Raw genomic sequence first — 24287 nt, 5'->3', positions numbered from 1 at the left:
GAGGTTGGGAAGTGCGAAGAGGGGTGTGGGACGGGGGTCAGACGGCCGGTACCGGCTCCGGGGCCTCGGCCGGGCTCTCGGGCTGCTCCACCGAGCGCAGCCCCGGGCTGGCCAGGCCGAGCAGGGCGATCACCACCACGGCCGCGCCCATGAACAGGAAGAGCACGCCGATGCCGCGCCCGGAGCCGGTGCCCAGCATCGGGAACACGTGGTGCGCCCAGCTGCCGGGGGTGAGCAGGTGCCGGAAGGCCAGGTCGATCAGCGGGCCGGCGGTGAAGTAGGCCAGCGGGGCGGTGATCTGGGCCACCATCCGGCGCACCGCGAAGACCCGGCCCTGGGCGCCGGGCGGCACCCGGCCCTGCCAGATCGCCGAGGAGGAGGCGTTGACCACCGGCAGGAAGAGGTAGAAGCCGAACAGGCCGGCCCCGACCAGCACGGCCGTGGGGTGCACTCCCTGCAGCGCGATGCACAGCCCCTCCAGCAGCAGGCCGCCGAGCAGCGCGTGCACCCGGCGCCGGGTGCCGCCCCAGGCGGTCATCAGCACCCCGCCGACGAGCATCCCGGCGCCGCCCGCGGTCAGCACCGCGCCCAGCGAGCCGGGCCCCGCGAAGGAGAGCACCCAGGGGGTCACCGCGACCGCCGCCAGGCCCACCGCGAAGTTCAGCGCCGCGAACATCAGCAGCAGGCCGAGCAGGGCCGGGCGCTGCCGGATGAACCGCCAGCCGTAGGCGAAGGTGTCCTCGGCGCCGGCCGGGCCGTCCTCCTCGTCCTCCTCCAGCACCGTCGGGATCCGCAGCGGCAGCAGCGTCACGATCGCGAACAGGAAGGAGAAGAGGTCGAGCAGCACCACGCCGGTGACCTTGACGGTGAGCATCAGGGCGCCGGCGAGCAGCGGCGAGAGCACCTCGGCCACCGCCTGGCCGACCTGGACCAGGCCGTTGGCGCGCCCGCGGTGGCGTTCGTCGATCATCGGGGCGAGGGCCGCGTCGTAGGCGGTGCCCTGGACCATCCCGGCCAGCGAGCCGATCACCAGCGCCGGGTAGAGCGGCCACAGCGCCGGGTGGTGGGTGTGTACCAGCAGCAGGACGGCCAGGCTGCTCAGCGCCGCACCGGCGTTGCCGGCGATCATCGCGGTGCGCCGGTCGATCCGGTCCACCAGGACGCCGACGTAGGGGGCCAGCAGCAGGCCCGGCAGCAGGTCGAAGACCATGATCAGGCCGAACTGGGTGGCCGAGTGGCTGCGCTCGTAGACCCACAGGCCCACGGCGAAGGCGAACATGCCGGAGCCGATCGCCGAGACGGTCTGGCCCGACCACAGGGTCAGGAAGGCCGGCCAGCCGGTCAGGCGCTTGGTCGGGGACGGGGTGTCAGTCACGGTCGCTCTCCGGGCAGTTCGCGGTCAGTTCGACGAGCAGGGCGGTGCAGCGGTCGATCAGGTGTTGGATGGTGGACTCCTCGTGCCGTCCCGCGCTGTACTCCCACTCCAGCCGCAGCCGCCCGTGCGCCACCGCACCGTTGACCATGAGCAGGCGCATCCGGCGCGACTCGGTGTCGTGGTAGTGGCCGGAGTCGCCGGCCAGCGGCTGGAACAGCTGGAACCCGCCGGCCGGGGTGCCGAAGAAGTTGAACATCAGCTCGGGGACGGGCTGCGCGGCCAGCGCCTCGGCGGTGGCCCGGTCGGTGCCGAAGTAGCGCAGCGCGCCGTGGCCGAGGCCGCCCTGCGGCACCGCCTTGAGCTGCCGGGACACCTCGCGCACCGCCTCGGCGGGCGGCAGCGCGCGGGCCCGGTCGAGCCAGACCGGGTAGCGGTAGGTGAGCCAGCCCACCGTCCGGGACAGGTCGACGTCCTCCCAGGGGGACTCGCGGCCGGGCACGTAGAGGTCGACCGGCAGGGTCTCGGTGCCGGCCCACTCGCCCAGCGCGCTCACCAGTGCCCACAGCAGGATCGCGTCCAGCGGCAGCTTGGCGGCCTTGTTGGCGCGGCGCAGCAGCGCCTCGGTCTGGTCGGTGGACAGGGTCAGGAAGAGCGCGCGGTTGGCGGCCACCCGGTTGTCGCCCTCGGGGTGGTCCTGGGGCAGCGGGACGGCCCGGGAGCGGGCCGGCGCCAGCCAGTAGTCGCGCTCGGCGGCGGCCTGCCCGGTGGCGTACTCGGTCAGCCGGCCCAGCCACTCGTGCTGCGAGGTGGTCTTGGCGGGCAGCTGGTAGGGCTCGTCGTGGGCGCGCCTGCGGTAGAGCACGTCGAGGTCGCCGGCCAGGATCTGCCAGCCGATCACGTCGGCGATCAGGTAGTGCCCGGCCAGCAGCAGCCGCTGGTCGCGCCCGGGGCCCAGGTCGAAGAGGAGGGCGCCGAACAGCTCGCCGCCGGTCATGGTGAAGCGGGTCTGCATCCGGTCGGTGTGCCGCTGGATCTCCTGCTCGACCGCCTCGTCGTCCAGCCCGGCGAGGTCGACCTGCTCGACCAGCGGGCGGCGCCGGTGCGGGTCGTGGGTGAGTCCGAGGCGGCCGTCCTGTTCGGTCAGCCGCAGCCGCAGGGTGTCGTGGTGGCCGACCAGCTGGTCGAGCACCTCGTCGAGCAGCGCGGGGTCCAGGGGCTCGCGGGCCCGCAGCAGGAAGCTCAGCGCGTGGTAGTCGGGGCGCGGGGGAGCGGACTCGAAGAACTGGTGGGTGGCCACCGGCAGCGGGCTGGGGCCGGTGATCGCGTCCTGGCGGGCCAGCAGCTTCACCGTACCGGCCGCCGCCGCCAGTTCGACCAGCGTCTTGTGCTGGAAGGCCTGCTTGGCGGTGAGCCGGATCTCCTGCTGGGCGGCGGCGCCGACCATCCGGACCACCAGCAGCGAGTCACCGCCGAGCGCGAAGAAGTCGTCCTGGCGGCCGACCCGCTCGACGCTGAGCAGCTCCTGCCAGATCGCGGCCAGCGCCTGCTCGACGGGGCCCTCGGGCTCCTGGTAGACGGTGCCGGAGGCGGTGGCGGCCTGCTCGGGGGCGGGCAGCGCGCGCCGGTCGATCTTGCCGTTGGGGGTCAGCGGGAAGGCGGGGACGGTGGCGAACAGCGCCGGCACCATGTAGTCGGGCAGCACCTCCTTGAGGTGGGCCCGCAGTTCGGTGACGGTGGGCTCGGTCCCGGGCGCGGCCACCAGGTAGCCGACCAGCCGCTCGCCGGCCGCCGTGGCGCGCACCGCCGCCACCGCCTGGGCGACCTTCGGGTGGGCGGCCAACGCCGCCTCCACGTCGCCGAGTTCGATCCGGTAGCCGCGCACCTTCACCTGGTCGTCCAGCCGCCCGAGGAAGTCCAGGCGTCCGTCGGGGCGGCGCCGGGCCAGGTCGCCGGTGCGGTAGATCCGGGCACCGGGGGTGGCGGCGAAGGGGTGCGGGCGGAACCGGTCGGCGGTCAGTGCGGGACGGCCGTGGTAGGCCTCGGCCAGGCCCGCCCCGCCGATCCACACCTCGCCGGCCACGCCGTCCGGCTGAGGGACGAGCCGCGGGTCCAGCACGTGCAGGTCGGTGTTGGCCAGCGGCGGCCCGATCGGCACCCGGTCCTCGTCCTCGGTGAACTCCACCGGCCCGGCGGCCGACCAGATGGTGGTCTCGGTGGGTCCGTACATGTTCCACAGGGCCTTGACCAGCGGGCGCAGCGTGCGGCCCAGGTCCTCCGGAAGCCGCTCGCCGCCGCACAGCACGGTGAGCGCCGGATCGCCCGGCCAGCCGGCGTCGGTGAGCAGCCGCCAGGTGGCCGGGGTCGCCTGCATCACGGTGGGGCGGTACTCGGCCAGCACCTTGGCCAACTGGTCGGCCGCGGCGGCGGACTGGCGGTCGCAGACCACCAGGTGGCCGCCGGCGACCAGCGGCGCCCACAGTTCGAGGCCGGCGATGTCGAAGGAGAGCGAGGTGACCGCGAGCAGCGTGTCGCCCGCGCCGATCCCGCAGCGCTGGCCCGCCGAGCCGAGCAGGTTCACCAGCGAGCGGTGGGCGATCCGCACGCCCTTGGGGCGTCCGGTGGAGCCGGAGGTGAAGATGACGTACGCGGTGTGGTCGGGCGAGGCGACCTCCGGCAGCGGTCCGGCGGGCCCGGCCGCGATCGCCGCGGCGTGCTCGTCCAGCAGCACCAGCGCCTCGCGCGGGACCGGGATGCGGGCGGCGAGCCTGCCGGTGGTGACGGTCAGCGCGAGGCCGGCGTCCTCGGTCATCACCGCGAGCCGGGCGGCCGGGTAGTCGGGATCGAGCGGCACGTAGGCCGCGCCGGTGCGCAGCACGGCGAGCAGGGCGACGGGCAGGTCGGTGCCGCGCTCCAGGGCCACTCCGACCAGCTGCCCGGGGCCCGCGCCACGGGCGGCCAGGTGGTGCGCCAGCCGGTCGGCGGCCCGGTCCAGCTCGGCGTAGCTCAGCGAGGCGGCACCCGGGGCGCTGACGGCCGGGGCGTCGGGCCGTTCGGCGGCCCGCTGCCGAAGGAGCTGATCTACCGTCAGCTCGGTTATGGGGGTGGCCTGCTGGGCGGCGGTCAGGGTCGCCAGCCGGTCGGCGGTGAGCAGCGGCAGGGCGTCCAGCGTGGTGTCCGGGGCGGCCACGGCCGCGGCGAGCAGCGTGCGCAGCCGCTCCAGCAGGGCGCGCACCGAGGCCGACTCGAACAGGTCGGCGCTGAACTCGGCCGCCACGGTGAGGCCTTCGCTCCCGCCCGGGGCCGGCTCGGTCACGTACAGGGTCAGGTCGGTCTTGGCGGTGCGGCTGTCCGGCTCGACCGCGCCCACCGTCAGGCCCGGCAGGGTGAAGGCGGCCGGCGGGGTGTTCTGGAGCACCAGCATGGCCTGGAAGAGCGCGGTCCGGCTCAGGTCGCGCGGCACCTCCAGGGCGTCGACCACCCGCTCGAAGGGGACCTCCTGGTGGTCCCAGGCCGCGAGCGAGCCATCGCGCGCCCGGCGGACCAGCTCGGTGAAGGCGGGCTGCCCGCTCAGGTCGGCGCGCAGCACCACGGTGTTGGCGAACAGGCCCACCGTCGGCTCCAGTTCGGGCCGGTTGCGGCCGGCCACCATGGTGCCCACGGCGAAGTCGTGCTGCCCGGCGGAGCGGGCCAGCAGGCACTGGTAGCCGGCCAGCAGCACCGCGAACAGGGTGGCCTCGCACTCCCGGGCCAGCGCCGTCAGGCCGTCCAGCAGCTCGCGCGGCCATTCCACCGTCACCAGTGCTCCCCGGTGGCCGCGCACCGGAGGCCGGGGCCGGTCGGTGGGCAGCTCCAGGGCCGGGACGCCGGTCAACTGCGCCTGCCAGAAGTCCAGTCCGCGCCGCAGCTCCGGCTCGCCGAGCCGCTCGCGCTGCCAGGCGGCGTAGTCGCGGTACTGCACCGGCAGCGGATCGAGCACCGCCGCGCCCTCACCGGCCACCGAGGCCCGGTAGCAGGCGGCCAGGTCGGCCATCACCCGGCCCACCGACCAGCCGTCGCAGACGGCGTGGTGGAAGTCGAGGAAGAGGATCGCCTGCTCCTGGGCGAGCCGGATCAGCCGGGCCCGGAAGAGCGGGCCGCGCTCCAGGTCGAAGGGCCGCTGCGCCTCCTCGGCGAGCACCGCGCGGGCCATCGCGGCCCGCTCCTGCTCGGGCTGACCGGACAGGTCCACCTGCGGCAGCGGCACCGGGGCCGGGTGGGTGACCAGTTGGCTCCACTGCCCGTTCGAGCGCGGGAAGGCGGTGCGCAGCGCCTCGTGCCGGGCCGACACCTCGTCCAGCGCCCGCTGCAGCGCGGCCTCGTCCAGCGGGCCGTCCAGGGTGAAGGCGTGCGGCATGTTGTGCTGGGCGGTGTCCGGGTCGAACTCCTCCAGGAAGAGCACCCGCGCCTGGGCGAAGGAGACCGGGCTCGGCCGGCCGTCGCGCACCAGGACGGGGATCGTGTCGTCGGCCGCTCGCCGTTCGGCGGCCCGGCGCTGGTGGAGCAGCGCGAGCACGGCGGCCCGGCGCTCCGGATCGAGGGAGGGCGCCTGGGCCCCGGGGTCAGTGTCCGTCATGGCCAGGGCCTTTCGCACGGTGGTCGGTTGCGGTGGTGGTGCCAGCGGTGGTGGTGGCAGCGGTGGTGGTGTCAGCTGTTGTGGTGTCGATGCCGGCCAGCAGGCGGGTCAGTTCGCTCTCGTCGAGCGTCGCCAGCAGCGCCTCGTCGGCCGCCGCGGCCAGGGTGCGCACGGTCGAGGAGGTGAAGACGGTGCGGACCGGCAGCTCCACCCCCAGGTCGCGCCGCAGCCGGGCGACCGCGCGGGCCGCCAGCAGGCTGTTGCCGCCGAGTTCGAAGAAGTCCTCGTCCCGGCCGGGCACCGGGCGGCCCAGCAGCTCGGCCCAACTGGCCGCGACTGCCTGCTCGGTGGGACCCTCGGGGGGAGTGGTGACGGCCTCGGTGTCCTGCGCGGCGGGCGGGTGCAGGGCGGCCAGGGCGCGGTGGTCGACCTTGCCGTTGGCGTTGAGCGGCAGCTCGTCGAGCACCCGCAGCACGGCGGGGACCAGGTAGCCGGGCAACTGCTCGGCGCACCAGGCGTGCAGGGTCGCGGGCGCGAGGTCCCCCGCCCCGTCCGTGCGGGCCGCGTAGCCGACCAGCCGGGCGTGCTCGCCCTCGCCGTCGAGCAGCACCGCCGCCGCCCGCACCTCGGGGTGGGCGCGCAGGGCGGCCTCGATGTCGCCCAACTCGACGCGGAAGCCGCGCAGTTTGGTCTGCCGGTCGATGCGGCCGAGGAACTCCACGGTGCCGTCCCGGCGTTGCCGGCTGAGGTCGCCCGAGCGGTACATCCGGGCGCCCGGCGCGCCGCTGAACGGGTCGGGCAGGAAGGCCCGCGCGGTGCGGGCCGGGTCGCCCAGGTAGCCCCGGGCGAGGTGCGGACCGGTCAGGTGGATCTCGCCGGCCACCCCGGGCGGCACCGGGCGCAGTTGCCGGTCCAGCACGTGCACCCCGCAGCCGGGTGCCCCGACACCGAGCGGGGCGAGCCCGCCGCCGGGGGCGTTGGCCCAGTCGCGCCAGCCGGTGAGGGTGACGGTGGTCTCGGTGGGTCCGTACTGGTTCTCCAGCAGGGCCGCGCTCTGCCGCCGCAGCGACGCGGCCAGTTCCACCGGCAACCCCTCGCCGCAGCTGACCATCAGCCGCAGCGACGGGCAGTCGCCGAGGGTGCCGTCGTCGGCGAGCAGCCGCAGGTAGGAGGGGACCCCGCCCAGGTAGCTGACCCGGTGCCGCCGGACCACCTCCAGGGTGGCGCGGGCGTCCGCCTGGTGGCGTGGGTCGAGCAGCACGGTGGCGCCGCCGCCGAGCAGGCCGCCGAAGAGCTCGGGCACCGAGACGTCGAAGCTGTAGGCGGTGTGCAGCAGCAGACGGTCGGCCTCGGTGCCCTGGAACACGGCCTGGAACCAGCGCAGGTAGCTGGTGACGTTGGCGTGGGTGATCACCACGCCCTTGGGGATGCCGGTCGAGCCGGAGGTGAACAGGACGTAGGCGGCGTCCGCCGGGTCGGGGGCGCCGGGCGCCGGGGCCTGGGCCGGCAGCTCGCCGTCCGCCGCGATCCACCGCGGGTGCGCGGGCAGCTCGGGGCGGGGGAGCCCCTGCTGGGTGAGCACCACGCGCAGCCCGGCCGCGCGGGCCACGGCGGCGAGCCGGGCCTCGGGGTGGTCGGGGTCGAGCGGCACGTACCCGGCGCCCGCCCTGAGCACCCCCCACAGCGCGGCGGGCAGCGCCGCATCGCGCCGGGCGTGCACCCCCACCAGGTCGCCGCGGCCGATCCCGGCCGCCTGCAGCGCCGCGGCGATCCGCCCGGCCCAGGCGTCCAGTTCGGCCCAGCTCAGCTGCCGGGTGCCACCGTCGGGGTGGTCGGCCAGCAGCGCGGGCGCCTCGGGCGTGGCGGCCACCCGCTCGGCCAGCAGCGCGGTCAGGGTGACCGGCGCGGCCTGGGGGGCGGGCCCGGTGGCCAGCCGCGCCACCCGCTGCTGGGCGGCCCGGTCGAGCAGCCGGGCCCGCTCCAGCGGGGCGTCCGGGTCGGCGCACACATCCGTCAGCAGGAGCAGCAGGGCCTCGGAGAGGCCCGCCACGGTCTCGGCGTCGAACAGCTCGGTGCTGTACTCCCAGACCCCGGCCAGGGTGCCCTGCTGCTCGGCCATCGCGAGCGAGAGGTCCAGTTGCGCGCCCGGTGCCGAGGGCAGCGGCGCACAGGCCACCCCGGGCAGCGCGAAGGCCGGCGCCGGGGTGTTCTGGAACGCGAACAGGGCCTGCACCAGCGGCGGGTGGCTCAGGTCGCGGCGCGGTGCCAGCGCGTCCACCATCCGGTCGAAGGGCAGCTCCTGGTGGTCGAAGGCGTCCAGCACGGCGTGCCGGACCTGGCCGAGCAGGTCGGTGAACGAGGCGCCGGGGGCGAAGGCGGCCCGCAGCGGGAGCGTGTTGACGAAGTTGCCGCACACCGCCTCGGCCTCCTCGGTCAGCCGCCCGGCCACGGGGACGCCGACCAGCAGGTCGTCCTGTCCGCTGTAGCGGTGCAGCAGCAGCTGGTAGGCGGCCAGCAGCAGCACGAACGGGGTGCTGCCCGCGCCGGTCGCCACCGCCTTGACCCGCTCGGCGAGTTCGGCGGGCAGCGTGAAGCAGTGGCGGGCCGCGCCGTCACCGCGCAGCGGCGGACGCGGCCTGTCGGTGGGCAGCGCGAGCAACTGCGGGGCGCCCGCCAGGGTGTCGCGCCAGAAGGCGAGCAGCCGATCGGCCTCGGGACCGGCCAGCCGGTCGCGCTGGGCCACCGCGAAGTCGCGGAAGTCGAGCGCCGGGTTCGGGGGCGCCACCGCTGCGGGGTCCAGCGCCGCGCGGTAGGCGGTGGCGAGGTCGGCCAGCAGCAGCGACAGCGACCAGCCGTCGACCGCGATGTGATGGGCCGTCAGTGCGAGCACATGGTCGTCCGCGGCCGTCCGCAGCAGCCGGAACCGCACCGGGTGCTCGACCGCGAGGTCGAACGGGCGCCGGGCCTCGGCGGCCAGGACGGCGGTCAACTCGGCTGCCGCGACCGCCTCCACGGCCGGTGCGGCCTCCTCGGCGACCGGGTCCACCTGCGCCAGCGGGCCGCCCGGCTGCTCCAGGTAGCGCGTGCGCAGCGCCGGGTGGCGGGCCGAGACGGCGGTGATCGCGCGCCCGAGTGCGGCCACGTCCAGCGCTCCGGTCAGCCGGAAGGCCACCGGCAGGTGGTAGCCGGTCGCCTGCGGATCCATCTGCTGCAGGAACCACAACCGCTCCTCGCCCGGCGCCAGTTCGCCGCGCCGAGCCGGGTCGGCCGGGGCCGGTGCCGGAGCCTGCTGCTGCCCGGTGGCCTGCACGGCCCGGGCGTAGCCGGCCAGGGTCGGCCGGTCGAAGAGCAGGCGGACCGGCACCTGGCTGCCGAGCGCCCGGCGCACCCGCGCGGTGACCTGGACGGCGGCCAGCGAGTCGCCGCCCAGCGCGAAGAAGTCGTCCTCGCGCACCGGTGCCGCCGCCGCGTTGAGCACCGTCTGCCAGACCTCGGCCAGCCAGCTCTCCACCGGGCCGCGCGGTGCGCTGCGCGGCCCGGTGGGCGTGCGCACCGCGGGCAGCGCCCGGCGGTCGACCTTGCCGCTGGGCAGCAGCGGCAGCACGGGCAGCAGCGACCAGGCGGTGGGGACCATCGCCCGCGGCAGCCGCTCGGCCAGGTGGGCGGCCAGCTCCGCGAAGCGCGGCGGCGGCCCGGCGGGGTCGGCGGGCACCAGGTGGGCGACCAGCAGCGGGGTGCCGTGCGGGCCGGGGACGGCGACCACGGCCGCCGCGGCGATCGCCGGGTGGGCGCAGAGCGCGGCCTCGACCTCGCCCGGCTCGACCCGGTGCCCGCGGATCTGCACCTGCTCGTCGGCCCGCCCGTCCAGCGCCAGCACGCCGCCGGCCAGCCAGCGGCCCAGGTCGCCGCTGCGGTAGCAGCGGGCGCCGGGGCGCGCGGCCCGCGGGTCGGGCACGAAGCGCTCGGCGGTGCGGGCCGGGTCGCCCAGGTAGCCGAGCGCCACGCCGGAGCCACCGAGGTGCAGCTCGCCCGGCACCCCCGGCGGCACCGGCTCGCCATGCGTGTCCAGCAGGCTCACCGTGGTGCCGGGCACCGGGCGCCCCACCGGCAGCGCCTCGGTGGCGGGCAGCTGCGCCGGGGGCCGGTAGAGCGTGGAGGTGATGGTGGTCTCGGTGATGCCGTAGGCGTTGAGCAGGTCGACCCGCGCGTCGGTGCGGGTGCGCCAGGCGGCTGCCGCGGCGGTCCACACCTTCTCGTTGCCGACCACCAGCAGGCGCAGGGCCTTCGGGACCGGGGCCTCGGCCTCGCGCTGCCAGGTGTGCCAGTAGGCGGCGGGCAGGTTGGCGACCGTCACGCCCTCGCGCTCCAGCAGGTCGCGGAACTCCTCGATGGTGTCGGTGCGCCCGGGCGGGTGGACGACCACGGTGGCACCGGCGGCCAGGGTCGCGAAGATCTCCTCGGCGGCGACGTCGAAGGAGGGCTGGGAGAAGAGCAGCACCCGGTCGGTGGGGTCGAGCCCGTAGCACTCGCCGATCAGCCGGCTGTGCCGGGCCAGCGAACCCCGGGTGACGACCACGCCCTTGGGCGTGCCGGTGGAGCCGGAGGTGAAGACCACGTAGGCGGGGTGGTCGGGCGATCCGGCGGCGGGCAGGGGGGCGTCCGTTCCCTCCGACAGGTCGACGTCCGCCGGGCCGAGGACCACCGTCAGCCCGGCCGCCGCGGTGAGCGCGGCCCGGCGGGCGGCGGGCAGTTCGGGGTCGAGCGGGACGTACCCGGCGCCGGCGGTGAGCACCGCCAGCAGCGCCACCGGCAGCTGCGCGCCGCGCTCCAGCGCCACCCCGACCAGGTCGCCGGGGCCGATGCCGCGCTCGCGCAGCGCGGTGGCCAGCCGGCCTGCCGCCCGGACCAGGTGCGCGTAGTCGAGCTGGACACCGGACGCGCGCACCGCCACCGCCGTGGGGTCGGCCGCGGCCCGCGCCGCGATCTGCTCGGGCAGCGCCGGCGCCTGCGGGAGGTCCGCCGTGCCGCCGCCCCAGCCGCGCAGCAGCTCGGCGGTGGGCGCGGGCAGCGGGGCGAGCCGGCCCAGCGGGCGGTCCGGGTCGGCGGCCAGCTCCGCCAGCACGTGGCGCAGCTGGTCGAGCAGGCCGGTGGCCACCAGGTCGTCGACCCGGTCGCGTCGCCAGTCCGCCTCCAGCCGCAGCCGCTCGCCGGGCAGTGCGGTGAGGGTCAGCGGGTAGTGGGTGTGCTCCTCGGCGGCGCCGGTGACCACGCGCAGGCCGCCCCACTCGGTCCTGACCGCCTCGCCCAGCGGGAAGTTCTCCACCACCAGCAGCGTGTCGAACAGGTCCTCGACCCGCGCGAGCCGCTGCACGGTGCTCAGCGGCGTGTACTGCCGCTCCTGGAGCGCGGCGGTGCGCGCCATCTCATCGGCCAGGAACTCCCGGACACTCCGGCGGCGGTCGATCCGCACCCGCACCGGCACGGTGTTGATGAACAGCCCGACCATCGACTCCACCCCGGCCAGCTCGGCCGGGCGGCCGGCCACCGTGGTGCCGAACACCAGGTCGTCGCGCGAGCCGGTGTAGCGGTTGAGCGCGAGCGCGGTGGCGGCCCGCAGCACGACGGCCGGGGTGACGCCGCAGCCGGTGGCCAGCTCGCGCACGGCGGCCGTCTCGTCGGCGGTCAGCTGCGCGGCGTGCCGTCCGTAGCCGTCCTGGCCGCTCAGCGGTGTGCGGGGCAGGGCGGTGGGGCCGGCCAGGCCCGCCAGTTCGGCGCTCCAGAACGCGGTGTCCGCCGCCTGGTCGCGTCCGCGCAGCCAGCGCAGGTGGTCGCCGAACGAGGCCGCCTCGCCCGGCTGCCAGGCGGTGCCGGTGACCTGCGCCCGGTAGGCGCTCATCGCCTCGGCGAAGACCGTGGCCAGGCTCCAGCCGTCCAGCACCAGGTGGTGGTGGGTCCAGAGCACCCGGTGGTGCTCGGACGTCAGGGTGAAGAGGGACAGGCGCATCAGCGGCGGGGCGGCGAGGTCGAGCGGGGTGGCGCGCAACTGCGCCAGGTGCTGCGCCAGTTCGGCCTCGCGGCGCTGCTCGGGCAGCGCGCTGAGGTCGTGCACGACCGGCACCAGCGGCGCGCCGGCGTGCACCGCCTGGACGGGGTTCTCCGCCTCGGCCCAGTGGAAGCCGGCGCGCAGTGCGTCGTGGCGGTCCACCACCTGCTGCCAGGCGGCCCGGAAGGCGGCCTGGTCGAGCGGGCCGAGCAGGTCGAACTCCAGGTGGTTGAGGTAGCTGGAGTGCTCCGGGCGGTCCTCACCGCGCAGTGCGTGGAAGAGCAGGCCCTCTTGCAGGGGGGTGAGGTCGTACACGTCCACGATCTCGGTCATCGCCGCTCACCTTCCGTTCAGGCGGGCCATCAGCGCCGCTTTCTCGTGGCCGTCCAGGCGGGTGGCCGATGCGCTCGGGCCCACCGCCCGGTCGGTCGACTGCTGTGCTGCTTCCAACGGCTGTGCCGCCTCGGCCTGTTCGGCCAGGCTCTGGTGCCGGAAGACCTCCCGGGCCTCCAGGGCCAGGCCCACCGCCCGTGCCCGCACGGCCAGTTGGACGGCCAGCAGGGAGTCCCCGCCGAGTGCGAAGAAGTTGTCCTCGGGGCCGATCCGCTCGCGTCCGAGTACCTCGCGCCAGACACCGGCCAGCAGCCGCTGGCGCTCGGTCAGTTCGGCGGCAGGCGCGTCCTGCTCGGCGGCGCGCAGGTCCTCGGCCAGCCGGGCGGCCAGCGCGGCCCGGTCCACCTTGGCGTTCGGGGTGAGCGGCAGCCGGTCCAGGAACAGGATCCGGGCGGGCACCAGGTGCTCGGGCAGCCGGTCGCCGAGGTCGCGGCGGATCTCCTGCTCGTTCGCCGCATCGCCGGCCGGGGCGACGTAGGCGACCAGCCGCAGCGCCGGTGGCGCCCCGTGCGGCAGCACCGCGCACTGGCGCACCGCCGGGTGCCCGGCCAGCGCCGCCTCCACCTCGCCCGGTTCCACCCGGTGGCCGCGGATCTTCAGCTGGTGGTCCAGTCGGCCCAGGAACTCCAGCTCACCGCTCGGCAGTTGGCGCACCCGGTCGCCGGTGCGATAGAGCCGGGCGCCGGGTTCGGCGCCGTACGGGTCCGGCGGATAGGCGCGGGCGGTGGCGGCGGGGCGGCCCAGGTAGCCGCGGGCGATGCCCAGTCCACCCAGGAACAGCTCGCCCGGCGTGCCCGGCGGAACCGGCGTGCCGTAGCCGTCCAGCACGTGCAGCGTGGTGTTGGCCAGCGCCGTGCCGATCGGGAACCGCAGCGGCGGGGCGGTGCCGTCGGCGGCGGGCTGGTGCAGGGTGGCGGTGACGGTGGCCTCGGTGGGTCCGTAGGTGTTGATCCAGCGCACCGGCGCGTCGCACAGCCGCAGCCAGTCCTGGTAGCGGGCCGGTGCGGGTGCCTCGGCGTTGAGCAGCAGGGTGTGCACCCCGCCCGGCACCCGCAGCCGCTCGGCCGTCATCCGCTCCACCCAGGCGTGCCAGAAGGAGACCGGCAGGCTGAGCACGGTGGGCCGGGTCGCGGCGAGGAAGGCGTCGAAGCCGCTGTCCGGTGTGCGCAGCCCGTCGGGGCGCAGCACCACGCTCGCACCGGCCACCAGTGCCGGGTAGAGCTCCTCGACGGTCGCATCGAAGCTCACCGAGGCGAAGCCGAGCACCCGGTCGCCGGGTCGAAGGGCCAGCCTCGGGCCGATCGCCTCCAGGTAGCCGGTCAGGTTGGCGTGGCTGACGGCCACCGCCTTCGGGCGTCCGGTGGAGCCGGAGGTGAAGATGGCATAGGCCAACTGGTCCGCCGCGGTCGGCAGTTCCTCGGGGGCGTGGGCGGGCAGTGCGGCCAGCTCGCGCACGGTGGCGGGATCGTCCAGGGCCAGCGTCGGGCCTGCCGCCCGCAGAGGCCCGCTGCCCCCGTCCGCCGTCAGCCGCGCCAACTGCTCGGTGCCGCCCAGCACCAGGTCGGCGCCGGAGTCCTCCAGCAGCGTGCGGATGCGCTCCGGCGGGTATCCGGGGTCGATCGGCACATAGCCGCCGCCGGCCTTGAGGACGGCCAGGAAAGCGGTGACGGCCTGCGCCGAGCGGCCCAGCAGCACGGCGACCGCGCGCTCGGGCCCGATCCCCGCCTGCCGCAGCCGGTGGGCGAGCCGGTTGGCGGCCTGATCCAGCTCCCCGTGGGTGGTGACGACGGTGCTCCCGTCGGCGGGGCGGTACTCGATCAGTGCCGGGGCGTGCGGGGTGCGGGCGGCGGTGGCGGCGGTGCGCTGGTGCAGCCAGGGGCCCGCGGCGGGCGCCAGCGCCGGGCGCACCGCGGGCGCGGCGGGCAGCGCCCGGCGCGGACGCTCGTCGGGCCCGGCGAGCACCGCCTCGGCGAAGCGGCGGAAGGTCTGCGCGATCCGCTCGGCGGTGGCCTCGTCGACGGCGGCGGTGTCGTGGTCGATGCCGCCGCTCAGCCCGCCGTCCTCGTCCGGGCGCAGCCACAGCGTCAGGGCGAAGTCCGCCCGGTCGTAGGGGCGGCGCACCAGGTCGAGCCCGAGGCGGCCCAACTGCTGCGGCCAACCAGGGTAGTTCTGCAGGACGCAGAGCGTCTGGAAGAGCGGGGTGCGCTCGGTGGACCGCTCGGCCCCCACCGCCTCCAGCACCTTCTCGAACGGCACCTCCTGATGGGCGAACGCCTCGGTGCAGGTGGCCCGCGCCCGGGCGATCCGCTCGCGCCAGCTGGGGTCGCCGGCCAGCTCGCAACGGAGCGCCAGGTTGTTGACGAAGAACCCGACCAACTGCTCCAGGGCCGGCTCGGTGCGCCCGGCGGAGAACGTGCCGACCGCGAAGTCCTGCTGCCCGGTGTGGAGTTCGAGAGTGGCGGCCCACAGCGCCAGCAGCAGCATGTAGAGGCTGGCCCGCTCCTGGCCGGCCAGCAGCTCGGCCTCCCGGCGCCAGCGCGCGGGCAGCGACAGCGCGATGGAGCCCACACCGCCGGGCCCGGCCTGCGCCGGTGGCGGCAGCTCCAGCGGCGGGGTGCCGCGCAGCCGCTGCCAGGGCGCGAGTTCGGCCTGCAACTGCTCGCCGCTGAGCCACTCGCGCTGGCGGCGCGCGTGGTCCAGGTAGCGCACGGGCGGGGCCGGCGGCAGCACGGCTCCCGGCTCCTCGCACAACACCGCGTAGGCGGCGGCCAGTTCGCCGAGCAGCACCGAGGTGCTCCAGCCGTCCGCGATGATGTGGTGGAAGGTCAGCAGCAGCCAGTGCTCCTGCTCGGTCAACCGCAGCAGCGCGGCTCGCCACGGCGGGCCCGCGGTCAGCTCGAACGGCAGGGCGGCCTGCTCGTCGGCGGCGGCCAGCGCGGCGGCCTCGTCGGCCACCTCGGTGACCGGCAGCTCGACCGGCACCGGTGGCAGCAGACGCTGCTCGGGCACGCCGTCGTGGTCGGCGAAGACGGTGCGCAGCGCGCCCTGCCGGGAGGCCACCAGGGCGAGGGCCTGGGCGAGCGCCGAGCGGTCGAGCGGGCCGGACAGGCGCAGCGCGAGCGGGATGTTGTTGGCCGCGGTGCCCGGGTCGAGCCGGTCGAGCACCCAGTGGCGCAGCTGGGCGAAGGAGAGCGGCCCGTGCTCAGCCTCGCCACGGGTCAGCGCCGGGCGGTGGCCGGCGGCCGGTGCACCGGCCACCCGGGCGGCGAACTCGGCCAGCCGGGGCCAGTCGTAGAGCTCGCGCAGGGCGACCTCGCGGCCGGTGCGCACGCGCAGCCGGGAGACCACCCGGGTGGCGCTGATGCTGCTGCCGCCCAGCGCGAAGAAGCTGTCCGAGGGCCCGGGGCGGGTGCCGAGCAGCTCCTGCCAGATCTCGGCGACGGTGGCGACCAGGGCCGGGTCCGCGGCGTCCGCCGGGGCGCTCGTGGCCTGCGGTGCGGCGCCGGTCGCCCCGGCGACGGCGTCCTCGGGTGCCGCGGCGTCGGACGGACGGGCCGTCAGGTCGGCGCCGGCGGCGGCCAGCAGGGCCAGCAGCCGCTCGTGCAGCCGGCCCACCTCGGCGGCGGTGCGGGTCGCGGTGGCGAACTCCCAGAAGCCGGTCAGCCGGGTGCCGTCGTCGAACAGCGACAGGGTCAGGTCGAACTTGGCGGTGCCGTGGTGCGCGGGGCGCAGCACCGCCTGCGCGCTGCCGAACGCGAGGCGGGCGGGCAGCGCGGGCTGCACCTGCACCATTGCGTCGATCAGCTGCGGTACCTGGCCCGCCTCGTCGCGGACCAGTTCGGCGATCTGCTCGTAGGGCAGCGCGGCGTGCCGGGCCGCATCCAGCAGGGTGCGCCGGACCTGCACCAGCGCCTCGCCGAAGGCGGGCCCGCCGTCGAGCGACAGCCGCAGTGGCACGGTGGTGAGGAAGAGGCCGATCTCGCTCTCGAAGCCCTCGTCGAGCCGCTGGGCCATCGGGGCGCCGAGCACCACCTCGCCCGCGTGCTCCTCGGCCAGCAGCAGCCCGGCGGCGGCGGTGACCGCCATGTGCAGGGTGGCTCCGGCGCCGGCCGCCCGTTCGCGCAGCGCCGCCACCGTCGCGGCGGGCACCTCGACCCGCAGCAGCTCGCCCGGCGAGGCGTCCCCGGCGGCGGCCGGGCGGTGCAGGCCCGCGAGCCGCCGGCGCCAGTGCCCGGTCAGCTCCTCGCGCGCCGGCCCGGCCAGCAGCCGCCGCTCGGCGAGCGCGAGGTCGATCCCGGTGGGGGTGGCCGCCGCGGCCGGCGGCAGCGCACCGGCCGTGTCGTAGGCCCGTGCCAGGTCCCGCAGCAGGACCGCGACGCCCGCGCCGTCCACCACCAGGTGGTGGACGGTCAGCAGCAGCCTGGCCCGGTCCGGTCCGGTCGTGATCAGCAGGGCGCGCAGCAGCGGGGCCCGGGTCAGGTCGAACGGCCGGGCCACGAACTCCGCCCGCAGATCCCGGTAGGCCAGCTCGCCGGCCCGCCCGGCCAGCGCGCCGAGATCGGCGCGCTCCAAGGGGACGGGCAGGCCGGGCGGCAGGATGCGCTGGCGCGGCTCGTCCCCCGCGGCGTCCACGGCGGTGCGCAGCGCGGGGTGCCGGTCGACCACGGCCTGCAGCGCCGCGGCCAGCGCTGCGGGCGCGAGCGGCCCGGTCAGCTCCAGCTCCAGCGGCACGGTGTAGGCCACGTCGGCCGGGTCCTTGAGGTGCACCGCCCACAGCCGCTCCTGGGCGTGCGAGAGCGGGCCCAGCTCCGCGCCGCCGGCCGTCACGGCGGGCACCGTGACCGGGCCCGCCGCCCGGGCGGCCTCCACCGCGACGGCCAGGCCCGCCACGCTGGGCGCCGCGAAGACGGTGCTCACCGGCAGCTCGACGCCGAACCAGGAGCGGATCCGCCCGATCAGCCGGATCGCGGCCAGGCTGTGGCCGCCGAGCAGGAAGAAGTCGGCCAGCCGGCCGACCTGGGTCACTCCGAGCACCTGGGCGAAGAGCGTGGCGAGCAGCTCCTCGGTCCCCGGGCGCGGTTCCTCGCCCGCCGCCGTGTCGCCGGTGTCCCGGGCCGGGTCGACCAGCGCCCGCCGGTCCACCTTGCCGGTCGGGCCGAGGGGGAGCCGGTCCACCAGTACGACCCGGCCCGGCACCAGGTGGGCGGGCAGCCGGCCGAGCAGCCACGCGCGTAGCTCGGCCGCCAGGGCGTCGTCCGCGTCGGTCGCCTCGGCGGGCACCACCCAGGCGATCAGGTGCTTGTCGCCGCTGGGCAGCGGACGCACCGCGACGGCGGCCTGCGCGGCCCGCGGGTGCTCGGTGAGCGCGTTCTCCACCTCGCCCGGCTCGATCCGGAAACCGCGCAGCTTGACCTGGCCGTCGGCGCGGCCGAGGAACTCCAGCGTGCCGTCGGCCCGCCAGCGCGCCCGGTCCCCGGTGCGGTAGAGCCGGCGCCCCGGGCGCGGGTCGAAGGGGTCGGGTACGAAACGCTCGGCGGTGCGTGCCGGGTGGCCCAGGTAGCCGAGCGCCACGCCGTCGCCGCCGGTCCACAGCTCGCCGACCGCCCCGCGCGGCACCAGGTTCCCGTGTGCGTCCACCAGATGGACCGTGCTGCCCTCGACGGGCCGGCCGATCGGGACCGGATCGGTCACCTCCTCCAGCGTGCGCAGCACCTGGCAGGTGGTGAACGTGGTGTTCTCGGTGGGCCCGTAGCCGTTCACCACCGGGCCGTCGACCGCCGCCAGCGCGGCCCGGACCTGACGGGGCGCCAGCACGTCGCCACCCGCCAGGAGTTGGCGCAGCGGGCGCAGCCCCTGCGGGTTCTCCTCGGCCATCGCGTGGAAGAGCCCGGCGGTCAGCCAGAGCGAGGTGGTACCGGAGCGCTCGATGAGCGCCCCGAGGCCCTGCAGGTCGGGCACCCCGGGCGGGCCGATCAGCAGCACGCCGCCGGCCAGCAGCGGCGCCCACAGCTCCAGCGTCGAGGCGTCGAACTCGGGCGGTGCCAGCGCGAGCCAGCGCGTCTGCTCGGTCATCGCCGCGAACCGGCCGCCGCGCACCAGGCGCACCACGGCCCGGTTCGGCACCGCCACGCCCTTGGGGACGCCGGTCGAGCCGGAGGTGAACATCAGGTAGGCCGGGTCCAGCGGGCCGCCGCGCAGTGCGGGCGGTCGGCCGCCGTCCGTGGGGTCGGGCAGCGCCAGCACCGGGATGCCGGGGCCGCTCGCCGGTTCGCCCGTGCCGCTGTCCAGCACGAGGCCGAGACCGGCCTGCTCGATCAGCAGCGCGGTGCGCTCGGCCGGCTGGGTGAGGTCGAGCGGCACGTAGGCGGCGCCGCACTTGAGGATGCCGAGCACGGCCACCACGAAGCGCACCGAGCGCCCGCCCGCCACGCCCACGAACTCCCCGCGGCGCACGCCGTGCCGGGCCAGCGCGGCGGCCACCGCATCGGACCAGGCGTCCAGTTCGCGGTAGCTGAGCGACCCGGGGGCGCCCGGCTCGGCGGACTCGGCCCAGGCCAGGGCGAGTTGATCCCCGCGCCGGGCCGCGGTCCGCCGGAACAGCTCGGCGACGGTCGCCTCCTGCGGGTAGTCGGCGTGCGGCGGCGTGCCCAGCCGGATCAGCTCGCCGCGCTCGGCCGCGTCCAGCACCTCCAGGGCGCTGAGCGCGGTGTGCGGCTGCTCGGCCGCCGCCTGGCTGACCCGCAGCAGGTGGTCGGCCAGCCGGTGGGCGGTCGCGTCGTCGAACAGGTCGCGGTCGTACTCCAGATGGCCGCCGGCCGAGCCGTCCGGCCGCTGGACCAGCTCCAGGGTCAGGTCCAGCTTGGCGCCGCCCGCGTAGACCCGCTCCACGCTGGTGTCCAGGCCCGGCAGCACCAGCTCCTCGCGGTGGCCGCTGAGCATGGTGCACGCCACGTCGAAGACCGGGTTGCGGCCGGGCAGCCGGGCCGGGCGCAGCTCCTCCACCAGCCGGTCGAAGGGGATCCCCGGGTGGTCGAGACCGGCGAGCAGGGCCTGGCGGGTCCGCTCGGTCGCGGTGGCGAACGAGGGATCCCCGCCGAGGTCGACCCGCAGCGGCTGGAAGTCGGCGAACAGGCCCGCGCTCTGCCACCAGTCGGCGCCGGTGCGCCCGGCCACCGGCACCCCGAGGGCGAAGTCGTGCTGCTCGGTCCACCGGTGCAGCACGGTGGCCCAGGCGGTCAGCACCGCGGGGAAGGCGGTGCCGCCGGCGCCCCCGTCACCCGGGCCGCGCAGCGCCTCGGCGGGCAGGGCGAGCGGCACCAGGGCGCCGCGGCGCCCGGCCCTGGCCAACCGGGGGCGGTCGGTGGGCAGTTCCAGCAGTGGGACGTCGCGGGTCCGCTCGACCCAGTGGCCGAGCGAGCGGGCGGCCTGCGGCCCGGCCAGCCAGCCGCGGTGGGCCAGGGCGTGGCCGCTGTACCCGGGAGCCGGCGGCAGCCGGGGCGCCTCGCCGCGGCAGCGGGCCGCGTACAGCTCCCCGAGGTCGCGCAGCAGGCGGCCCACCGTCCAGCCGTCGGCCACGATGTGATGCAGCGTCAGGATGAGCTGGTGGCGCTCGGGCGCACGGCGCAGCAGTCGGCAGCGCAGCAGGGGCCCGGTGGTCAGGTCGAAGGCATGCTCGGCCTCGGCCTGGACGATCCGCCTTACGGTGGCCGGGTCGTCCTCGGGCAGCTGCTGCACCGGCAGGTGCACCTCGGCGGCCGGTGCCACCCGCTGCAGCGGGACGCCGTCGCGGACGGCGAAGCTGGTCCGCAGGGCTTCATGACGTTCCGTCAGATCTGTCAGGGCCGACCGCAGTTCGTCGACCCGCAGCGGTCCTTCGAGGGTGATCGAGCGGCAGATGTGATAGGCGCAGCGGCCGGGGGAGGCCTGCTCGGCGAACCAGATGCCGCGCTGCTGGGCGCCGAGCGGGAAGACGGTCGGGCCCTGGGGGGCCTGGCCACCGGCGCCGGACCGGCCGGCGAGCCGGGCGGCCACCAGGCGCCGCTTCTCGGCCGCCGAGAGCGGGGCCGCGGGGTGTGGCTGCTGCTCGGTCACTGCTTCTCCTCCGTCGCTTCGGCCGGCGCGCCGTCCCAGGCGGCCAACAGGGCGTCGATCTCCGCGTCGGACAGGCCGGCCGTCGGATCCTCGGCGGCCTCGCCGCCCGACGAGATCGCACCGCCCGACGAGATCGCACCGTCCGCACCGGCTGCGTCAGCCGGCCCGTCCGCGCCGTCCGCCAGTGCCCCGGCCAGCTCGGCGACCGTCGGGTGCTCGAACAGCAGCCGCAGCGGTGCCCCCGGCGCCAGCTCGGCCATCACCTGGTAGCCCGCCAGCGAGTGCCCGCCGAGCGCGAAGAAGTCGGCGTTGCGGTCCTCGACGGGGTGGCCCAGCACCGCGGACCAGGCCTCGGCCACCCGCCGCTCGGCGGCCGAGCCGAGCGGTTCGGCCGGCCGCTGCCCGCCGGTGGGCTCGGGCAGCGCGGCCAGGTCCGGCTTGCCGCTGGGCGTCAGCGGCAGCGCCGCGAGCAGCGCCCACGCGGTCGGCACCAGGTGCAGCGGCAACTGCCCGGCCAGGAAGGTGCGCAGCCCGGCCGGGTCCGGCGCCAGCGCGGGGTCGCTCGGCACCACGTATCCGGCCAGCGCCGCGCTCTCGCCCTCGCCGCGCAGCACCACCACGGCCGCGGCCACCCCCGGATGCCGCAGCAGGGCGTGCTCGATCTCGCCCGGCTCGATCCGCACCCCGCGCAACTGCACCTGCTGGTCGACCCGGCCCAGGTAGTCGAGCTCGCCGTCGCGCCGCAGCCGCACCCGGTCCCCGGTCCGGTACGCCCGGCTGCCGGGCGTACCGCCGGCCTCGGGCCGGAAGGCGGCGGCGGTGCGCGCCGGATCGCCGAGGTAGCCGCGCGCCACGCCGGGCCCCGCCAGGTACAGCTCGCCGGGCAGGCCCGGCGGCACCGGGCGCCCGGTGCCGTCCAGCACCAGCAGGCGGGTGTTGTCCACCGCCGTGCCGATCGAGGGCAGCCCCGCACCCGCCGGGTCGACGGTCGCGCTGCTGGCCACCACCGTGTGCTCGGTCGGTCCGTAGGCGTTGACCAGGGTGAACGGAAGCCCGGCCCGTGGCCGGCGGCGCAGCCGGTCGCCACCGGCCAGCAGGTGGCGCAGCGCGGTGCCGGCCGGCCAGGGCAGCGCGAGCAGCCGCTCGGCCAGCGGGGTCGGCGCGAAGCTCACGGTGATCCGTTGCTCGACCAGCCAGTCGCGCAGCGCCGCGGCGTCCCGGCGCACCTGCTCGGGCACCGCCACCACCGTGGCACCGGCGGCCAGCGCCGGGTGGACCTCCCAGACCGAGGCGTCGAAGCCGAGGCCGGCCAGGTGGGCGACCCGGTCGGCGCCGGTCAGCCCGAAGCGCTCGCGGTGCCAGCCGGCCAGGTTCGCCAGACCCGCGTGGGTCACGGTGACCGCCTTGGGGCGGCCGGTGGAGCCGGAGGTGTAGATCGCGTAGGCGGCCTGGTCCGGCCGCAGGTCGGGTGCGCCCGCCGGTGTGCCGGGATCGCCGTCCAGCGGCGCCAGCAGCTCCTCCACCGTCAGCCAGTCGCCCGTCAGCGTGCCGCGCAGCGCGGCCGTGGTCACCGCGCGGGCCGGCCCGCAGTCCGCGACCAGCGCGGCGATCCGCTCGGCGGGCTGCTCCGGGTCCAGCGGCAGGTAGACCGCGCCCGCGCGCAGCACGCCCAGCTGGGCGGCGATCCCCTCGGGGCCGCGCGGCAGCACCAGCGGCACCCGGTCCTCGGGGCGCACCCCGAGCGCCCGCAGCCGCGCCGCGATCCGCCCGGCGGCGGCGTCCAGCTGCTCCCGGCTCCAGGCGGTGCCGTCCACCGCGACCAGCGCGGGGGCGGCGGGCTGCTCGGCGGCCCGCGCCGCGATCGCCGCCGGCACCGAGCCGTCCTGGGGCCACGGCCGCACCGGTCCGCTGCCGGCCGCCCGCACCGCGGCGGTCTGCGCCTCGTCCAGCAGGTCGAGCCGTGAGACGGGCCGGTCGGGGTCGGCGACGACGGCACGCAGCAGCGCCTGGTAGTGCCCCGCGAGCGCCGCGACGGTCTCGGGGTCGAACAGGTCGCTGGAGTACTCCCACCAGACCAGCACGCCGTCGTCCGGCGCACCCACCAGCCCGCTGCCGGGCCGCTGCACGCCGAGGCCCGCCCGCTGCTCGGGGCGCGGCACCACGATGACGTTGAGGTCGGCCTTGGCGGTCCCGTTGTGCAGCAGCTCCAACTCGGCGCGCAGCGCGCCCTCGGCGTCGGCCGGGGCCAGTTCCAGGTCCGGCACGGCCGCGTCGTGGAAGCTGAACATCACCTGGTAGAGCGGGTTGTAGCTCAGGTCGCGATCCGGGCGGACCACCGCGACCACCTTCTCGAACGGCGCGTCCTGGTGCGCGTAGAGCTCCAGCGTCGCGGCCCGGACCCGGGCCACCAGCTCGCGGAAGCTCGGGTCGCCGCCGAGATCGGTGCGCAGCGGCAGGGTGTTGACGAACATGCCCAGCAGCGGCTCGCTCTGCGGCAGCCGCCGGTTGGCCACCCCGGTCGCGGTCAGCACGTCGGTACTGCCGCTGACCCGGTGCAGCAGCGTGCTGAACGCGGCGCTGAGCAGCATGAAGAGGGTCGCGCCGCAGTCCCGCCCGAGCGCCTTCAACTCCTCGTACAGGCCGGGGGCCAGCAGCTCCTTGTGCACCCCGCCGGCGAAGCTCTGGCGCGGCGGGCGCGGGCGGTCCAGCGGCAGTTCGAGCAGCGGCGGCAGACCGGCCAGCTTCCCCTGCCAGTAGTCGAGTTCGCGCTCCAGCCGGTCGCCGGCGACCACCTCCCGGGTGTGCGCCGCCAGCTCCCCGAACTGGTACTCCAGCTCCGGGAGTTCGGCCTGCCGCCCGGCCACCGCCGCGCGGTAGAGCGCCACCAGTTCGCCGAGCAGCACCCCGAGCGACCAGCCGTCGTGCACGAAGTGGTGCTCGACCTGGACCAGCACGTGCTCGGTGGCCGACACCCGCAGCAGCCGCCAGCGCACCAGCGGCAGCCGACTGGTGTCGAAGCCGCCGTCCAGCGCCTGGCGGATCAACTCCGGTACCGCGGAGCGGCGTTCGTCCTCGGTGTCGCCGGGCACCGGCTGCACCGGCAGCAGCACCGCGAACGGCGGGTGCACCCGCTGCACGGGCCGGCCCGCCACCTCGTGGAAGGAGGTGCGCAGGATCTCGTGCCGTCGCACGATCTCGGTGTACGCGGCCTCCAGTGCCGGTACGTCCAGTGGACCGCGCAGCGTCAGCGCGCACTGGAAGTTGTAGGCGGTGTTGTGCGGAACCAGCTGCTTGAGCAGCCAGATCCGCTCCTGCGGGAAGCTGAGCGGCAGGTCCGCACCGGTGCGCGAGCGGTGCCGGATCGCCGGCTCCGCCGCCGCCGGGCCGGCCGGCTGCTCGGCGCCCAGCGCCCGGGCCAGTTCGGCGATGGTGGGGTGGGTGAAGACCTGCTCCACCGTGACCGGCACCCCCAGCTCGGTGCGGATCCGGGTGGCCAGCCGGGTGGCCAGCAGACTGTGCCCGCCGAGCGCGAAGAAGTCCTCGCTGGGGCCGATGGCGGGCAGACCGAGCAGTTCGCACCAGAGCGCCGCCAGCCGCTCGCGCAGGCCGGCCTGGTCGGGGCGGCCGCTCGGGTCGCCGGGGTGCTCGGGCCGGGTGGACGGCATCGGCCAACTCCTTGTCTCGGGCAGCTCGCACGGGCGTGGCTGCTGCGGGGTGCGCCCACCGTGCCGGTGGGGTGCGCAACGCGGGGCCGGCGCAAGGGCGGTGGAGGT

Annotated in this window: 5 protein-coding genes; all 5 read right to left on the bottom strand. The window is 76.5% G+C overall.

Annotation, left to right across the window (positions count from 1 at the left end):
- Positions 1 to 37: 37 nt before the first annotated feature.
- The 5 genes from OG294_RS04085 to OG294_RS04065 are packed head-to-tail and all read right to left on the bottom strand — an operon-like array spanning position 38 to position 24179.
- Positions 38 to 1375, bottom strand: coding sequence for an MFS transporter (locus OG294_RS04085; RefSeq protein WP_327064991.1), 1338 nt, complete (start codon positions 1373 to 1375; stop codon positions 38 to 40).
- Positions 1368 to 5987, bottom strand: coding sequence for a non-ribosomal peptide synthetase (locus OG294_RS04080; protein WP_327064990.1), 4620 nt, complete (start codon positions 5985 to 5987; stop codon positions 1368 to 1370). Before OG294_RS04080 ends, OG294_RS04085 begins: the two co-directional genes overlap by 8 nt.
- Positions 5974 to 12363: a non-ribosomal peptide synthetase gene (locus tag OG294_RS04075; RefSeq protein ID WP_327064989.1), complete on the bottom strand. Its 6390-nt coding sequence runs from the start codon at positions 12361 to 12363 to the stop codon at positions 5974 to 5976. Before OG294_RS04075 ends, OG294_RS04080 begins: the two co-directional genes overlap by 14 nt.
- A 6-nt stretch (positions 12364 to 12369) precedes the next feature.
- Positions 12370 to 20514 carry a non-ribosomal peptide synthetase gene (locus OG294_RS04070; protein WP_327064988.1) on the bottom strand — a complete coding sequence of 2715 codons (8145 nt, stop codon included), beginning with the start codon at positions 20512 to 20514 and terminating at the stop codon, positions 12370 to 12372.
- Positions 20511 to 24179 carry a non-ribosomal peptide synthetase gene (locus OG294_RS04065; protein WP_327064987.1) on the bottom strand — a complete coding sequence of 1223 codons (3669 nt, stop codon included), beginning with the start codon at positions 24177 to 24179 and terminating at the stop codon, positions 20511 to 20513. The genes OG294_RS04070 and OG294_RS04065 overlap by 4 nt, the downstream gene beginning before the upstream one ends.
- Positions 24180 to 24287: the final 108 nt, after the last annotated feature.

The organism is Kitasatospora sp. NBC_01302 (assembly GCF_035976515.1).
Taxonomy (GTDB): Bacteria; Actinomycetota; Actinomycetes; order Streptomycetales; family Streptomycetaceae; genus Kitasatospora.
Note: the sequence above shows the minus strand (reverse complement) of the source record. Positions and strands in the feature narration are given on the sequence as shown.